Origin of the sequence: Plesiomonas sp. PI-19, from assembly GCF_021368255.1 — a bacterium.
In the GTDB taxonomy this organism is placed as follows: domain Bacteria; phylum Pseudomonadota; class Gammaproteobacteria; order Enterobacterales; family CAMTGL01; genus Plesiomonas; species Plesiomonas shigelloides.
The window spans coordinates 830,816-847,534 of record NZ_JAJNMQ010000001.1; the positions used below are offsets into that span (position 1 = coordinate 830,816).

Annotated in this window: 16 protein-coding genes; 10 read left to right on the forward strand and 6 right to left on the reverse strand. The window is 51.5% G+C overall.

Annotated features, from left to right (window positions below):
• Positions 1 to 48: 48 nt before the first annotated feature.
• Complete coding sequence (locus LQ901_RS03805) at positions 49 to 519, forward strand: ComEA family DNA-binding protein (RefSeq protein WP_233671978.1); 471 nt, start codon at positions 49 to 51, stop codon at positions 517 to 519.
• A 52-nt stretch (positions 520 to 571) separates the two neighbouring features.
• Here LQ901_RS03805 and rrtA read toward each other — a convergent pair whose 3' ends face one another.
• On the reverse strand, positions 572 to 1,186 hold the full coding sequence (gene rrtA / locus LQ901_RS03810) for a rhombosortase (RefSeq protein ID WP_370635675.1): 615 nt from the start codon (positions 1,184 to 1,186) through the stop codon (positions 572 to 574).
• A 571-nt stretch (positions 1,187 to 1,757) separates the two neighbouring features.
• Between rrtA and LQ901_RS03815 the strand changes: the two genes are divergently transcribed.
• Positions 1,758 to 3,155, forward strand: a complete 1,398-nt coding sequence (locus LQ901_RS03815) for a coniferyl aldehyde dehydrogenase (protein WP_082935541.1) — start codon at positions 1,758 to 1,760, stop codon at positions 3,153 to 3,155.
• Positions 3,156 to 3,283: 128 nt separating this feature from the next.
• On the opposite strand, the gene queC is transcribed toward LQ901_RS03815, so the two are convergent.
• Positions 3,284 to 3,976, reverse strand: coding sequence for a 7-cyano-7-deazaguanine synthase QueC (gene queC / locus LQ901_RS03820; RefSeq protein WP_064977991.1), 693 nt, complete (start codon positions 3,974 to 3,976; stop codon positions 3,284 to 3,286).
• A 140-nt stretch (positions 3,977 to 4,116) separates the two neighbouring features.
• Here queC and ydiK point away from each other — a divergent pair, with 140 nt between their 5' ends.
• Entirely contained in the window at positions 4,117 to 5,238 is a 1,122-nt protein-coding gene (ydiK, locus tag LQ901_RS03825) for an AI-2E family transporter YdiK (RefSeq protein WP_064977990.1), read from the forward strand.
• 264 nt (positions 5,239 to 5,502) lie between these two features.
• Here the strand turns inward: ydiK and LQ901_RS03830 are convergent, their stop codons facing one another.
• A complete protein-coding gene (locus LQ901_RS03830; protein WP_039045649.1) occupies positions 5,503 to 6,567 on the reverse strand; it encodes a PLP-dependent cysteine synthase family protein in 1,065 nt (354 codons plus the stop codon).
• A gap of 110 nt (positions 6,568 to 6,677) precedes the next feature.
• On the opposite strand from LQ901_RS03830, the gene LQ901_RS03835 reads away from it, so the two are divergent.
• The 4 genes from LQ901_RS03835 (at position 6,678) to yfcD (ending at position 9,907) form a co-directional block, all read left to right on the forward strand.
• Positions 6,678 to 7,142 carry an Lrp/AsnC family transcriptional regulator gene (locus LQ901_RS03835; protein WP_039045650.1) on the forward strand — a complete coding sequence of 155 codons (465 nt, stop codon included), beginning with the start codon at positions 6,678 to 6,680 and terminating at the stop codon, positions 7,140 to 7,142.
• 352 nt (positions 7,143 to 7,494) lie between these two features.
• Entirely contained in the window at positions 7,495 to 8,676 is a 1,182-nt protein-coding gene (locus LQ901_RS03840; protein WP_152109498.1) for a thiolase family protein, read from the forward strand.
• Positions 8,677 to 8,816: 140 nt separating this feature from the next.
• Positions 8,817 to 9,368 carry a phosphodiesterase gene (gene yfcE, locus LQ901_RS03845; protein ID WP_152109499.1) on the forward strand — a complete coding sequence of 184 codons (552 nt, stop codon included), beginning with the start codon at positions 8,817 to 8,819 and terminating at the stop codon, positions 9,366 to 9,368.
• A gap of 26 nt (positions 9,369 to 9,394) precedes the next feature.
• Positions 9,395 to 9,907 (forward strand): NUDIX hydrolase YfcD, encoded by a 513-nt coding sequence (gene yfcD / locus LQ901_RS03850; protein WP_152136352.1) that lies wholly within the window; start codon positions 9,395 to 9,397, stop codon positions 9,905 to 9,907.
• 194 nt (positions 9,908 to 10,101) lie between these two features.
• On the opposite strand, the gene pta is transcribed toward yfcD, so the two are convergent.
• Together pta and ackA are read right to left on the reverse strand one after the other, a co-directional pair.
• Entirely contained in the window at positions 10,102 to 12,225 is a 2,124-nt protein-coding gene (gene pta / locus LQ901_RS03855; RefSeq protein ID WP_201765072.1) for a phosphate acetyltransferase, read from the reverse strand.
• Between the two features lie 90 nt (positions 12,226 to 12,315).
• Complete coding sequence (gene ackA / locus LQ901_RS03860) at positions 12,316 to 13,518, reverse strand: acetate kinase (protein WP_010864068.1); 1,203 nt, start codon at positions 13,516 to 13,518, stop codon at positions 12,316 to 12,318.
• Between the two features lie 318 nt (positions 13,519 to 13,836).
• Between ackA and yfbV the strand changes: the two genes are divergently transcribed.
• The 3 genes from yfbV to LQ901_RS03875 all read left to right on the forward strand — a co-directional run bounded on the left by yfbV (position 13,837) and on the right by LQ901_RS03875 (position 15,543).
• Positions 13,837 to 14,292, forward strand: a complete 456-nt coding sequence (gene yfbV / locus LQ901_RS03865) for a terminus macrodomain insulation protein YfbV (RefSeq protein WP_010864067.1) — start codon at positions 13,837 to 13,839, stop codon at positions 14,290 to 14,292.
• Positions 14,293 to 14,419: 127 nt separating this feature from the next.
• Positions 14,420 to 14,662 (forward strand): hypothetical protein, encoded by a 243-nt coding sequence (locus LQ901_RS03870; protein WP_152136351.1) that lies wholly within the window; start codon positions 14,420 to 14,422, stop codon positions 14,660 to 14,662.
• A gap of 386 nt (positions 14,663 to 15,048) precedes the next feature.
• A complete protein-coding gene (locus LQ901_RS03875) occupies positions 15,049 to 15,543 on the forward strand; it encodes a YfbU family protein (protein ID WP_010864066.1) in 495 nt (164 codons plus the stop codon).
• Between the two features lie 135 nt (positions 15,544 to 15,678).
• Here the strand turns inward: LQ901_RS03875 and pflA are convergent, their stop codons facing one another.
• Positions 15,679 to 16,419 (reverse strand): pyruvate formate lyase 1-activating protein, encoded by a 741-nt coding sequence (gene pflA / locus LQ901_RS03880; RefSeq protein WP_010864065.1) that lies wholly within the window; start codon positions 16,417 to 16,419, stop codon positions 15,679 to 15,681.
• Positions 16,420 to 16,719: the final 300 nt, after the last annotated feature.

Below are 16,719 nucleotides of genomic sequence, written 5' to 3' on the forward strand. Positions count from 1 at the left end.
CTTTTTCTGTGTGCGCGAATTGTTCGGGTGAATCTATTTGCATACCGTATGACGCACCAAGACAATTTCAAGTCGCTGACATCTTCAGTATATAGAAAGGAATGGACTCACGTGTTCAATGCAAGGAAACCTGCCTTTACCGTAGCACTATTGCTGCTTACCGGTTTGCCACCATTCACGTTCAGTGCGCAAAGCGCGGAGCGCTATATTATTAACGGCGTGCCGATTGAAAATGTGGCTGCGGAGCCGGCTACGGCTGGCGTTGCATCAACGGTTGAAAATTCAGCGCATTCTGCTGCGAGCGCGAAGACAAAACCGGCGATGCCCACAGTTAATATCAATACCGCCTCGGTGGATGAGTTAGATCAGGGGCTATCTGGTATTGGTCGGCGTAAGGCGGAGGCAATTGTTGAATATCGCACGCGCCATGGCGCGTTTTCTGATGTGCGACAGTTGTTGGAAGTGAAAGGTATCGGCGAAGGGATTTTGAAAAAGAACCGTGAGCGGATCAGCCTGTAAATTGCGCGGCGGTTGTCGCTTACTGTTTGCGTAGATGCTGCTTCGTTTTTGCTTAATTGCGCAGTGAGTTCGTTTGAGTCGGTAGTTGGCATAGCATGCCGTAAAGCGCACCGCAGAGCGCCCCAGAAAAATGGGCTAGATGAGCGACGCGCGCTTGTATCAAATGCGCGGTAAACGCATCGTGCTGGCTATCTGGCCATAACAGCAGCGCCAGTAGTCCACCGGCCAGCCAACTGGGCAGGATGGCAACACCAGGGCTGCGCCAACTGGCCACACTTAGCCACGCTACTATTCCGTACAGTACCCCAGATAATCCGCGATAACTCCCAAGGCCGCTAGCCGGTAATATCAGACCGATAGCCACACAGCACAGCAGATAAAGCGTAATAGCTTGCCGAGCGCGCAGTAAAGGATAGGCCGCCCAGACGATTAGCCATAACCCCAGCAGATTCATCAGTAAGTGCGTTAGATTAGTGTGTACGAGATGCGCAGTAAAAGGCCGCCACCAAGCTTGCAGATTTACTGCATCAGATGCTTGCCATTGCAAAACTTGCCCAATGGCAGGGGACACGGTTTGCAAAGCGATCAGTAGCACGCTACCGAGCAACAAATACCCGTATAGAGCACGATGGGATGACTTTAGCATCCTTCTGGATAAGAAGCGCATGAGCGTGCGTGCTGTTCCGGTCGTCGTGCTAACCGTGGGGGCTTGATGCGGACGGTGGTTATGTGCCAATCGATGCAATCCTTGCGACGAAGTTTATTTATTTGTCACTTTAAATTATTCACTGGCGTCTCGGTCTTTGAGATTAGCACGTATACTTGGAGAAGTCCGTGGCGGTTATGACGCTACGTTATAGCTTGCCAATAGTCGTACAAGCCTGACCATTCTATAGAATAATATGGCGAATGGTTTTGTAATAACGTGTTGTTTTTCAATTAAATTACTGAATTTACCGCTGGAAACAGAAAAGCAGGGTGCTTGTTACCAGATAGAGGTAGCGCCAATGGGGATACCTGTGGCACAGTTTCGATGTACGAGAATCTTGGTTATTTAAGCCGCTATCTAAGCGGTTACCTATGCCGTAAGCTGGCCGCACTAACCGAGATCACTCGAACCTGAATCGCCTCTGCATCGCCGTTATTCTGCGGTCACTAACAGCCAGAATGATTCAGCCACCTGTGCACCAAATTGAGTCAATTAATCTCACTGAGACTGAATGCGAGGAGTCTGCGTTATGGGAGCCGTGCAATTAGCCTTTAACCGGGTAAAAAATGCATTTGATATGAATCCGAATCCGGATTATTCGATGCGCAAGCACTGGCTGCAGCAGCTACGCAAGGCGTTGCGTCAACACGAGCAAGCCTTAATCAGTGCCATGTCGCAGGATTTCGGTGGGCGCTCGGAAATGGAGTGTCGGATGGCCGATCTGATGCCGAGCTACTCACTGCTGCGTTACAGTCAGCGTAATTTATCGCGCTGGATGCGACCTGAAAAACGCCACGTAGATTTGAGTTTTTGGCCGGCACGGGCGTGGGTGGAATATCAGCCGCTCGGTGTGGTAGGGATCATTGTGCCGTGGAACTATCCGGTCAATCTGGCTTTGCTACCGTTGATCACGGCATTGGCGGCGGGTAACCGCGTTTTGCTGAAACTTTCTGAGTTGACCCCGCAAACCAACCAAGCGCTACGACAGATGCTGAGTGATGCTTTTGCCGATGAAGAGGTGGGTGTTGTGGAAGGCGGGCCTGACATTGCCGCCGAATTTGCTGCGCTGCCGTTTAACCATCTGCTATTCACCGGCTCTACGGCGGTGGGGCGTAAAGTAATGCAAAGTGCCGCGGCCAATTTGACGCCAGTAACTTTAGAGTTGGGCGGTAAGAGTCCGGTGTTGATTGCTCCGGACATTGATATTGCGCGAATTGCCCCCTCCATTGTGTTTGGCAAGGCGCTAAATGCCGGCCAGACCTGTGTGGCGCCGGATTATGTGTTGTGCCCAGAAGAGCGGCAAGATACCTTGATTGCTGAGATGCAGGCTGCGTTTGCCCGCCAGTATCCTGATGCGCTAAAAAATGAGGCTTACACTTCGGTGATCAGTGACGCGCACTTTCAGCGTCTGATGCACTTGCTCAATGATGCCCAGTCGCTGGGCGCGCAAATCATTCCGTTGCAAACGCCAGCGATCGATCCTGTAACGCGGCGGATGGTGCCTCACCTGATCACCCATGTGACCGAAGACATGCAGGTCATGCAGGAGGAGATTTTTGGGCCGCTATTGCCCATTAAAACCTATGACGTGATAGGGATTGCCCTGCGCTATATCCATCATCGCCCACGTCCACTGGCGCTGTATCTCATGACCGATGAGCCATTTTTGACTGAGATGGTGATCAAGACGGCACATGCCGGAGGGATGTGTATCAATGAGACGGTATTCCATGCTGCCATTGATAGCTTGCCGTTTGGCGGCCTGGGTGCATCGGGAATGGGGCAATACCATGGACCTGAGGGTTTTCGCACCTTCTCGAAACCGAAATCGGTGCTGTCATACGGAAAGATGAATTTCAACTCATTGATTCATCCCCCGTATCGCTGGTGGCATCGGCTATTGCTGCGTTGGTTGTCACGCCGCTAACTGAGTGGATAAATAAGATAAAACGCGAAATTAACTGACTGGCGTTGAGTGCCGATAGGCCGCCAGTCAGTGATGTTCAGCGCGGTAATGTTGAGCTCAGTGGCGTTGCGCGTGATGCGAAGAAAAGTTTACGCGCGCAGACCGGTTTTTTGCAGCATGCTACGGGTGATCGCGTCTTTATCAGCCAAATAGGTGTGTAAACCACGTGCGCGCAGGTGACAAGCCGGACATTCACCACAGCCATCGCCCTGTACGGCGTTGTAGCAGGTCAATGTTTCATGGCGTACTGTCTCCAGCGCACCGTAATAATCGGCCAACGCCCACGTCTCGGCTTTATCCAGCCACATGAGTGGCGTATCGAAACGAATATCGCGCGCCATGCCAAGGTTTACCGCATGATGCAGCGCTTTGACAAACTCATCACGACAATCTGGATAGCCAGAAAAGTCTGTCTCACACACGCCAGTGATAATGCTTTCGGCGCCAATTTGATAGGCATAGATTGCAGCCAGTGTCAGGAACAGAATATTGCGCCCTGGCACAAAGGTGTTAGGCACGCCGTCACTGCATTCGGTGGGAACCGGAATGTTGTCGCGGGTTAGGCTACTGATCGCCAGTTCGTTCAGTAAGGTGACATCCATGACTTTGTGGGCGGCGACGCCCAGCTTTTGCGCTAACTTACGCGCGACATCGATTTCAGCGCGGTGGCGCTGGCCGTAATCGAAGGTAATGCAGTGCACATGCTCATATTGAGTCAGCGCCTGAACCAGACAGGTGGTAGAATCCTGTCCGCCACTGAAAATGACGACGGTTGTGGACATAGTATCGGTTTCTCAATTGCAACAAGTTAATGTAAGGATAGAGAATTTCCACCGGCTGTGCACCGCTTAAATCGTGTCATGGTTTTTAATACCGTATTATGCTTGTTAGTGTTAACTGATAACTCTGAGTAAGGTTTCTTATGTTGAACAAACCTGTCGGGCCGGACATTACGCGTACCGTGTTCAGTGTGCTGTTTATCGGCATTCTGCTGATTGCGGCATTCTGGGTCGTGAATCCGTTTTTACCGGCATTGGTGTGGGCCACGATGATCGTGATTTCCACCTGGCCTATTTTGCTGTTATTACAGCGGATTTTGTGGGGTAAACGCTCGCTGGCGACCTTTGTGATGGTAGCCGCGCTGTTGCTGCTGTTTGTGATCCCGATTTTGTTCACCATCAGTACCGTCATTGATAACGTGCCGGCGCTGATTGACTGGAGTCGCAAGCTGCCGACCATGGATATTCCGGTGCTGGCGCACCTGGATTCGATCCCGTGGATTGGCCCGAAACTGGCCGATTTCTGGACGCAAATTCAAAATAGTGGTGGTCGGACGCTGGCCAGCAAACTCACTCCATATGTCGGTAAATCGCTGGGCTGGCTGGCTTCGCAAGCCGGTAATCTCGGAATGCTGATCGTGCATTTCATTGTCACCGTGGTGATCTGTGGTTTGCTGTATAGCTCTGGGGAGATGGCGGCGCAGGGTATTCGTCGCTTTACCCGTCGTTTAGCCGGTGAGCGTGGTGATACTGCGGTGATTCTGGCTTCACAAGCGATCCGTGCGGTAGCGCTGGGCGTGGTGGTGACTGCGCTGGTGCAATCCGGTTTGGCTGGTGTAGGGCTGTTTATCGCTGGTGTGCCTTATGCCATGGTGTTCACGGTGTTGATGTTCTTGCTGGGGATTGCTCAGTTAGGGCCTGCACTGGTGCTATTTCCTGCGGTGGCGTGGATTTATTGGACCGGTGATAACACCTGGGGCACCTTCTTGCTGGTGTGGTCATTGCTAGTGGGCAGCATGGATAACTTCATGCGCCCGATGCTGATTAAGCGTGGCGCAGATTTACCGCTGATGCTGATCTTGACCGGTGTGATCGGTGGTTTGTTGGCGTTTGGCATCATTGGTCTGTTTATCGGTCCGGTGGTACTGGCGGTAGCTTACACTCTGCTGGTGGCATGGATTCGAGAAGCGGATAGTGAACCGGCAGCGCCGATCACCGATAACAGCGCGGATAGTCAAAGCTCGCCAAATGCTGAGCCCAAATGATCGCTGATTTTAAGACGGCTGGTCTGTGGTGGTTTTGTTTGATGGCGGGTTGGTTTAACTCGGTTAAATAAAAAGCAATATCCAGATAAAAGGCCAAAATAAAACAGGCTCCGATGACAACGATACAGACTAACTGTACGTGCTATCGGAGCCTGTTTTTTTATGTGCCGATTTACTGGCTAGGCAAGAAACGCGACAAGAACGGAAGTACGCATAACGTATGCTACTGCTCTAATACCTCTCTTAGCTGGCCTGTTATCGGTTTTAAGCCTGCGGCTGCGTACCGGTAATGCTGTGCAGCGTGTGTAAATCTGCGCTCAAATCACCGATGTGTTCAGACAGCCACTGCGGGTTGTAGTAGGTATCTAGATAACGTTCGCCACTGTCACACAGCAGGGTCACGATCGATCCTTGTTCACCGCGCTGGTGCATACGCTGCGCCAGTTGCAGTGCGCCCCACAAGTTGGTGCCGGTTGAAGCGCCCGCTTTGCGGCCTAAAATGGTTTCAAGCCAGTGAATGGTGGCGATACTGGCTGAGTCGGGCACTTGCATCATTTCATCAATCACATCACAAATGAACGATGGCTCAGCGCGTGGGCGACCAATCCCTTCAATCTTACTGCCGCAGGTGCACGTCAGGCTGCGGTCATTTTGCATATAGCAATCGAAGAACACCGAGTTTTGTGGGTCTACCACCAGTAACTCGGTGGGATGGCATTTGTAACGCAGATAGCGGCCAATGGTGGCAGAGGTGCCGCCGGTACCTGCACTCATCACCACATAACGCGGCACTGGATGCGGCTCTAGCGCCATCTGATTGAAAATGCTGTTGGCGATGTTGTTATTACCGCGCCAGTCGGTAGCACGCTCGGCATAGGTGAACTGATCCATGTAATGGCCGTTCAGCTCACAGGCCAGACGTTCCGACTCGGCATAGATTTGCGATGAATTATCCACGAAATGGCAGCGGCCACCGTAAAACTCAATTTGGGCAATCTTGCGCTTGGCGGTGCTGCGCGGCATCACCGCAATAAAGGGTAAGCCCAACAGGCGAGCAAAATAGGCTTCTGAAACCGCGGTGCTGCCGGAAGAGGCTTCGATAATGGTGGTGCCTTCTTGGATCCAGCCATTACACAGTCCATACAGGAACAACGAACGTGCCAGACGGTGTTTCAGGCTACCTGTTGGATGGGTACTCTCATCTTTAAGGTAAATATCTATGCCCGGTAATCCCGGCAGCGGCAGCTTAATCAGGTGGGTGTCAGCAGAGCGCTGGAAATCGGCTTCGATGGCCTGAATGGCCCGGTTAGTCCATGTACGGCGTGGCATGCTCATCATCCTGTCAGTGGTGATCTTATGACTTAATCCTAGCTTGAGTGTTGGGGAAAAACCTTGCCATAATTACCGCACAAAACCGAATTGGGAGAATAATTTTCTATATGAAGCGGGAATTGGATAAAACTGACCGCGCGCTGCTGGCAATGCTGCAGCAGGATTGCACCTTGTCTCTACAAGTCTTGGCCGAAGCGGTGAACCTCAGCACCACGCCCTGTTGGAAGCGGTTGAAGCGCTTAGAAGAAGAGGGGGTGATCCGCGCCAGTGTCGCGTTGCTGGATGCGGAAAAAATCGGCGTCGGTATGAGCGCATTTGTGCTGTTAAAGACCCAAGATCACTCTCGTGAGTGGTATCAAGCATTTGTTGCCCACGTTACCGAATTTCCCGAAGTCATGGAGTTTTACCGCATGGCCGGGGAGTACGATTATCTGCTGCGAGTACAGGTTTCTGGCATGAAAGCGTTCGATGAGTTTTATAAAAAACTGGTCAACAATGTGCGCGGTTTGAGCGAAGTCACCTCTAGTTTTGCCATGGAGCAGATCAAATACAGCACCGCGCTGCCGTTATAATGTCGGCCTCTCTTGCCGCCGACTCGCGAATAATCGAGAAAACTGTGCACGCGTGGACATCAGGCCGTGAGTTAAGCCCCATCTGTTTAGAACGTAGTCTTGTAACGAGTCGTGTATGGCCGGTGCTTTGTGGTCAAAATGGCAACTTGTCGTTTACATCTGCTGTCACAGCGCGGCAAATTTTTATTAAAACCAGCAACCAGACAATCATTTTGGAATGTAGGTAACTTTTTTTTGGATGTGCGAGTTTTTGTCAATTATAAGTCATAACTTGCTGATAAAAAATAAACAACAAGTCAGCCATGGCGCTGATACATCCAGAGAAGAGTGTTTAACCAAGGAAGAGGTTACTATGTCGAAAGAGATTGTGGTGTTGTCTGCTGTGCGTACTCCGATGGGTGGTTTTCAGGGCAGTCTGTCCGGATTTACTGCACCACAATTGGGGGCGGAAGTGGTGAAAGCGGCCATTGAGCGTGCAGGCATTCAACCGGCGCAGGTGGATGAAGTGTTGTTAGGTTGCGTTTTGCCTGCGGGATTGGGCCAAGCACCTGCGCGTCAAGCGGCATTAGCGGCTGGAGTACCGGATAGCGTGCCTTGCACCACGGTGAACAAAGTGTGTGGCTCCGGCATGAAAACCTTGATGCAAGGGGCCGCCGCGCTCAAACTCGGGGAAGCCGATGTCGTGGTGGCAGGTGGGATGGAGAGCATGTCACAAGCCCCGTACTTGATGCCAGCGGCCCGTGCCGGTTTGCGAATGGGGCATGGCGCGGTGAAAGACCACATGTTTACCGATGGGCTGGAAGATGCCTACAGCGGCAAGCTGATGGGCGTTCTGGCACAGCAAATGGCCGATAAGCGCGGCGTGACGCGCGAGGCGATGGATAACTTCGCTATCAACTCACTGGCTAAAGCAAATGCGGCGATTGCGCAGGGGGCATTTGAAGCGGAGATTGTGCCGGTCACCGTGGTAACCCGTAGCGGTAATACGCAAGTGTGTATCGATGAGCAGCCAGGCAATGCCAAACCGGAGAAAATTCCGGGTCTGCGTCCGGCCTTTGCTAAAGACGGTACTATCACCGCTGCTAACTCCAGTTCAATTTCTGATGGTGCGGCAGCTTTAGTGCTGAGTACCGCTGATTACGCCGCGCAAAATGGCTGTAAGCCGCTGGCGCGTATTGTCTCTTATGCTTCCCATGCACAGGCGCCAGAAGAGTTTACCGTGGCGCCGGTGGGCGCGATCCGTAAAGCCATTGATCTGGCTGGCTGGACGCCAGACGATATCGACTTGTTCGAGGTCAACGAAGCCTTTGCCATGGTGACCTTGCTGGCGATTGAAGATGTTGGTTTAGACAGCAATAAAGTCAACGTACATGGCGGAGCGTGCGCTCTTGGCCATCCATTGGGCGCCAGTGGTGCGCGAGTGGTGGTGAGCTTGATCCATGCCCTGCGTCGCTACGGGAAAAAGCGTGGATTGGCCGCACTGTGCATCGGTGGCGGTGAAGGTGTGGCTATGACCGTCGAGCTGATTGATTAAACCATTTTATCTCTGTAATTTGAGATAGTTGGCAGAAATAAAAAAGGTCTCCGTTGGAGGCCTTTTCTGTTTATCTGACGATGGCGTCGGGCGCGGTGGTACGCTATCCTACGGTTTTGTTCCGTTAATTTTCCCATCCCATGAAACTGTTATTTGCCTCTGATCTGCATGGCTCACTCAGCGCGACTGAGCAGGTTTTGCAGCGTTTTGACCAACATCAGGCGGACTGGCTCATTTTGCTGGGCGATCTGATGTATCACGGACCACGTAATCCGTTACCGGATAATTATGCGCCGGCACAGGTTGCCGAGCGGCTGAACGCCTACAAGGATAGAGTTATTGCGGTACGCGGGAATTGTGAAAGCGAAGTGGATCAGATGCTGTTGCAGTTTCCGGTGTTGGCGGACTATCAACAGATTTTGCTACCGGAGCGCCGCTTTTTCCTGACGCACGGCCACAAGTATAACCGCAGCACGTTGCCACCTTTAGCTGGTGGTGATGTGTTGGCCTATGGTCATACCCATATTCCGTTGGCGGAACAGCAAGATGCAAACTGGATCTTTAACCCAGGTTCAGCCAGCTTGCCTAAAGGCGGCTTTCCTGCCAGTTATGGTCTGTATGCCGACCACACGTTGCAGGTTCTCGAATTGGAAACACAAGCCCCGCTGTTGTCAGTGACTCTGGGCGATTGAGCAGCATCATTCAAGGATTAAGCCTGATGGATACACATGTTCAAGAATGGGTAGACGTGGTTGACGCGGATAACAAAGTGATCGATACCGTTTCGCGTCAACAGGTTAGAGAGGAAAACCTCTGTCACCGCGCGACCTATATTATTGTGCACGACGGCATGGGGCATATTCTGGTGCAGCGCCGTACTGACAGCAAAGACTTCTATCCGGGATGGTTGGATGTGGCCGCTGGTGGGGTGGTCTCCGCCGGTGAAAGCCTGACCGAGGGTGCGAAGCGCGAAGCGGAAGAAGAGCTGGGTATTGCCGGCATTCCATTCCTTGATCACGGCAGCTTCTACTATGAGTCAGAGGATTGCAAAGTGTGGGGTGGGTTGTTCAGCTGTATCAGTCGTGGGCCATTTGCGTTGCAAGAGTCAGAGATCACCGAAGTGATGTGGATGTCGCTGGATGAGATTAATCAGCGTCGCCGTGAAATCACCCCTGATACCCGCGTGGCGCTGGATCTGTGGTTAAACCGCAATGGTACAGAGGATATTTGAGTCTGGGTTGCGATACCGGCATAGGTACCGGCAGTAAGAAATAAAAAAACCGGCGCAGAGGCCGGTTTTTTTGTGCTCTTAGCTAACAGGAAAAGTTAATGCTAACTGGTTAGCAGTAAACATCGCTTATCGTCAGTCTATTGAGCGAGCGAAAGCAGCAAATACGCGGCACCGAGCGATGCCGCGTTATCGAATTACTGCTGAGTCGCTTGAATTGCGGTCAGAGCGATGGTGTAGACGATATCGTCAACCAGAGCACCACGAGACAGGTCGTTAACCGGCTTACGCATGCCTTGCAGCATTGGGCCGATAGAAACCAGATCCGCAGAACGCTGTACTGCTTTGTATGTAGTGTTACCGGTGTTCAGATCCGGGAACACGAATACAGTCGCTTTACCCGCTACTTTAGAGTTTGGCGCTTTAGACTTCGCAACGTCAGCCATGATAGCGGCATCGTACTGCAGAGGACCGTCGATCATCAGATCAGGACGTTTTTCCTGCGCGATACGGGTCGCTTCACGAACTTTCTCTACATCGCTACCTGCACCAGAAGTACCGGTAGAGTAAGAGATCATTGCAACGCGTGGGTCGATACCGAAAGCGATAGCAGATTCAGCGGACTGAATTGCGATCTCAGCCAGTTGCTCAGCAGTTGGATCCGGGTTGATCGCACAGTCACCGTAAACCAGAACCTGATCCGGCAGCAGCATGAAGAACACGGAAGATACCAGAGAGGCATTCGGTGCAGTTTTGATCAGCTGCAACGGTGGACGAATGGTGTTGGCGGTAGTGTGAACTGCGCCAGATACCAGACCGTCAACTTCGTTTGCTTCCAGCATCATGGTGCCCAGAACAACGGTGTCTTGCAGTTGCTCACGCGCAACCACTTCAGTCATGCCCTTGTTCTTACGCAGCTCAACCAGACGTGGAACGTAAGTTTCAATCACGTCAGCTGGGTTGATGATCTGGATACCTTTGCCCAGAACAACGCCCTGAGAAGCTGCAACGCGTTGAATGTCTTCTGGGTTACCCAGCAGGATACATTCTGCGATACCGCGCTCAGCACACAGTGCTGCGGCTTTGATAGTACGTGGCTCATCACCTTCTGGCAGCACGATGCGCTTGCCGGCTTTACGTGCCAGCTCGGTCAGCTGGTAACGGAATGCTGGTGGAGACAGACGACGTGAGCGAGTCGACGCGGCAGTCATGGATTCGATCCACTGGCTGTCGATGTGAGAGGCAACGAAGTCCTGTACTTTTTCGATACGTGCTTTGTCGTCTACTGGCACTTCCAGGCTGAAGCTTTGCAGGTTCAGGGAAGTCTGCCAGGTGTTGGTGTTCACGCCGAATACTGGCATACCAGTTTCGAAAGCGCGGGCACACAGTTCGCGAACTTGTGGTTCGATAGCGTAGCCGCCAGTCAGCAGCAGGGCACCGATTTCCACACCGTTCATGGCAGCCAGAGAGGCAGCAACCATAACGTCTGGACGGTCAGCAGAGGTCACCAGCAGAGAGCCTGGACGGAAGTGCTCAACCATGTGCGGGATGCTACGCGCACAGAAAGTCACATTCTTGATGCGACGGGTGTTGATGTCACCTTCGTTGATGATTTCTGCATTCAGGTGCTTCGCCATGTCGATAGCACGTGTTGCGATCAGATCAAAGTTCCAAGGCACGCAACCCAGAATGCGCAGTGGGCTGTTGGAGAACAGCTGCAGCACTTCTACGTTAACAGACTTCGCTTTGTTGCTGTCATCAAAGATTTCAGACAGATCCGGACGGGTACGGCCCATCTCGTCAACCGGTGCATTCAGCTTGTTAACAATCACGCCGGCGATGGATTTGTTCTTCAGACCACCAAAGTTGGAGCAGGCTACTTCCAGACGCTCTTTCAGCTCTTCTGGGGTATCAGTACCTGGTGCTACAACGAAGACGATTTCTGCGTCCAGCGCTTTAGCAATGTCAAAGTTCACATTGTTAGCGAAAGACTGCTTGCGGGTTGGTACCAGACCTTCGATCAGAACGGTGTCTGCATCTTTGGTTTCTTCCGCGAAACGAGCAACGATTTGCTCCAGCAGAACATCAGTCTGGCCGCTACCGATCAGGTTCTCAGCAAAGCTCAGGGTGAACGGCTCCAGCGTTTTCACAGAGCTGTTAGCACGGATGCTGCTGGTAGTCAGATCAGGACCGTTGCCGCCGTGGCGTGGCTGGCAGATTGGTTTGAAGAAGTTGACGTTAACGCCTTTGCGCTCCATCGCACGTACAACACCCAGACTGACGCTTGTCAGGCCGACACCGGTGCCGATTGGAACTAACATGATGGTACGGGACACGGGCTAAACCTCTTTCGGTTATGCTTGAATACAAAAAAGCACCGCCAGCGAGGCTGACGGTGCGGGAGTTGTTGATTAGGCAGTCAGACGTGCAGCGTCTTGTGCAATCACCAGCTCTTCGTTGGTTGGGATAACCAGCGCAGGACGGCTGTTGGCAGTCGCGATGTTACCGGACTTACCGAAGCGTGCTTTCAGGTTACCTTCTGCATCCATTTCGAAGCCCAGAACAGCCAGCTTCTTCATGGTCAGTTCACGAACCAGTGCAGAGTTCTCACCGATACCACCGGTGAATACGATAGCGTCCAGACGGCCATCCATCGCTGCAGCGTAAGAAGAAACATACTTCGCCAGACGGTAGCAGAATACGTCCATTGCACGCTTCGCGTTTTCAGCGGTCGCGTAGTTGTCTTCAACGTAACGGCAGTCGTTGGTCACTTCGGTCAGGCCCAGCAGGCCAGACTTCTTGGTCAGCAGTTCGTTGATTTCAGCAACAGACATGCCCATTGCGTCGTGCAGGTGGAAGATCACTGCTGGATCCAGGTCACCGGAACGGGTACCCATTACCAGACCTTCCAGTGGAGTCAGACCCATAGAGGTGTCTACGCACTCACCGTTACGGATGGCTGCAACAGAAGCACCGTTACCCAGGTGGCAAGTGATCACGTTCAGCTCTTCTACTGGCTTGTTCAGCATCTTCGCTGCTTCACGGCTTACGTAGAAGTGGCTGGTACCGTGGGCACCGTAACGACGGATGTGCTGCTCTTTATACAGGTTATATGGCAGCGCATACAGGTATGCTTCTTGTGGCATAGTCTGGTGGAACGCAGTGTCGAATACCGCTACGTTTTTGTCCGCCAGTTGAGGGAATTCTTTCAGCGCTTCTTCGATACCGATCAGGTGCGCAGGGTTGTGCAGAGGTGCGAATGGGATCGCAGCCTTGATACCTTCGATAACTTCTGGAGTGATAACTGCAGAAGAGGTGAAGCTTTCGCCACCGTGAACGATACGGTGACCGATGGCGGTCAGGTTCGCAGACAGCTCCGGCTTTTGCGGCAGAATGGTGTTTACGATGTAGCTCAGAGCTTCAGCGTGTGCAGCACCGGCGCCCAATTCGGCTTCGTGCTTAGCACCATCCATTTTCCACTTGATACGGGCTTCCGGCAGGTTAAAACACTCGGCCAGACCGGACAGATATTCGTCACCTGTTGCTGCATCAATGATGGCGAACTTCAGTGAGGAACTACCGCAGTTTAAAACCAGAACCAGCTTGCTCGACATGAGAAAGTACCTATACGTCTAAACGGATTATCATTACATAAACAGATCAGGCATATGTGCGTAATCGTCGTGTAATATCGGAAGGAATGTGTATGCTTAAACAAACAACATTTTTACCGATAAATTCAGCAACAGAAAGTAGATGACACTTTCTTTATATACGACTATGGTTGAGTTGATCTGTTCCTGCTTGTGTGAGCGCATAGGATACCGAGTGTTGGCTCAGATCACAAAATAAATTGAATAAAGAAGCTTAATTTTAATCAATTTTTATTTAAAAATTTTAATGCTTGTGACTTTTGTTGAATCGGAGGGCTTATGAACGAGGTGAATCCAGGTTGGATGCAGCTGCTCCGGGACGGGCAAACGTACATGAAATTGTGGCCAGCTGAGAAGCGATTGGGGCTGATTTTCCCTGAGCCACGCATCATCAAAACCACGCGCTTTGCTCAGCGTGCTATGCCGGCGCTGGCGGTATTCAGTGTGGCGTGGCAGATGTCGTTAGGCGGCGGAAACAACATGGCGATGGCCGTGATTGTGGGGCTTTTTGCACTGAGCCTGCCGATTCAAGGGCTATGGTGGCTGGGAAAACGCGCGCATACACCGTTGCCGCCAGCGTTAACCAGTTGGTATCGCGACATCTATGACAAGATGCGCTCGGGCGGTATGGCCTTGATGCCAGCAGTGGCTAAGCCGCGCTACCAAGAGCTGGCCGATCTCTTAAACCGCGCCTTTAAAAAGCCGGAGTGGCAAATTCTGCTCGATGAGCTGTAACCTTGCCGGATGTGAGCCCAGACATGAGCCAAACATGAGCCAAACATGAGCAAACGGCGTGCTGAATAATCTTACTAAGTCATTGATAAGCGGCAAATAAGCACGTACTAATCCGTAGGGGGAGTACGTGCGAGTATTGGGCTGCTGGATTGGTGACTTAGCTGCTGGCTTAGCTGATTACTTAAATGCGGATTATGTAGATGTCGTGGCGTTCAGCACGGCAACTTTGTTGCTTTATGCAGTTTGGTTCTGTTTTGTGTTTATTTTCTGTCTGTTTTATGTTTTTAGACAAAATGTGCTGCATACTTATGCGCTTCGCGCTGCATGTCCCTTGTTTCTTCGCGTCCCTGTAGGTCTTTTTACGGTATGAATACACGTTGGTGTTTTCTGTTGTGTTGTTTATGATTAATAGCTGTAACGTGTCAGCTGTTATTTATTGCACCGAAATGCCCGATAAATGACCTTACCTTCAAGAACTGCGTTGCGAAAATAAACGAGTTGTTTCTATTTTCATCATTATTTTTATTACGACTTTGTCAGAACAGAATGACTTATCTGACATATTGATCTGCGCGAGGGAATGTTATTTTCGCGCAGAGAATAAAAAGATGGTTTAAATCAAAAAAATATTTTCGCTAGCGTGTTACTTTTTATTTCAAAGATATTTCTTCACTGCTGTTTTGTTGAATCGATACAGCTATTAGGAAATCTCTTTTAATCGCGAAATAAATTGCGGAACGTGCGGAGAATCACACGATGGAAATGACCAACGCGCAGCGTCTTATTATCTCCAACCAATATCACTTGATGGCGATGCTGGATCCGGCACAGGCCGATCGTTATCGTCGTCTGCAGACCATTGTTGAATGTGGCTACGGTTTACAGTTGCGAGAGCTGGATCGTCACTTCGGTGAGATCAGTGAAGATGATTGCCGTACCATCATCGATGTGATGGAGATGTACCATGCGCTGCAGGTGTCGTTTAACAATCTGGCGGATGCCAGTACCATCGACCGCCGTCGCCTCAATTTCTTAGGGTTTGACGCAGCTTCCGAGTCACATCTGCTGGGCTATGTACGTTTCCTGACCGAGACCGAAGGGCGTTATCCGCAGTTTGATGCCTGCGAGCATTGCTTTAATGCCCAGATGCCAATGTGGGCGAAGTACCAGCGCATGTTGCAAGTTTGGCATGCGTGCCCACGTCAGTATCACTTAAGTGCGGCGGAGATTACGCAGATTGTGAATGCGTAAGTGATACTCAGTAAGTAATCGATGTGTATAAAAAAGCCGGTATCGTTTGATACCGGCTTTTTTGTCACCGTTACACGCTCGCGCCGCGGTGTAGTAGGGTAGCGCTCGTGTGTTTGATTCGGTTAACGCAGCGGGTTAGTAGGCAACCTTGTGACCGTAGCTTTCCAGAATGCCTTTGATGCGCTCCATCACTTCTTTCTTCGGTGGTTTTACGCCATCGAGCTTGTACTCTTCACCCATGGCTTCCCACTTGTGCTTGCCCAGCTCGTGGTATGGCAGCAGTTCAATCTTCTCGATATTGTGCATATCTTTAGTGAACTCGCCTAACTGATGGGCGGAGGCGTCATCATCGGTGTAACCCGGTACAATCACATAACGGATCCACGTTGGCTGATTGCGCTTGGCCAGATAGCGGGCAAAGTCCAACACGCGCTTGTTGGAGACACCAACCAGATTCTGGTGTACATCGTCATTCATCTGCTTGAGATCCAGCATCACCAGATTGCTGGCATCCAGCAGCTCATCGATCACCGGCTCCATCTTGCGCACAAAACCATTGGTATCGAGGCAGGTGTGGATCCCTTCTGCCTGACAGGCACGGAACAGATCGCGCACGAACTCAGCCTGCAAAATGGCTTCACCGCCGGACGCCGTGATACCACCGCCGGAAGCTTTCATGAAATGCCGGTAGGAGCGTAAATCATTCATGATTTCTTCTACGGTCACTTCCTTGCCGCCGTGGGTATCCCAGGTATCGCGGTTGTGGCAATACAGGCAGCGCATCAGGCAGCCTTGCATGAACACGATAAAACGGATACCCGGACCGTCAACGGTGCCGCAGGATTCGAAAGAGTGGATACGTCCTTTAACTGACATAGACAGGATATACTCCGTGTTAGGCTGATCAATAGCAGCCTGTACTGTAAAAAAGGTTTGCGCCGCCGTGACACAAAGCGCGCGGGTCTAAGCCGTTGCAACACAAACTTAGATAAAACAATTCGTTGTATTGCTTCGCGTTGTCTCACACTGCGAAACCTAATAGGGAACCGCAAAGTGTCTGCTGGGGTAACCGGTGCTGATGCGATTGTTACTGTAACAGGCCGCAACAGCGTTACCATTTCCGGTGGATGCTGGCCGGATTCAGCTCATCATTAGATTTTCTCATTATCCCATTTC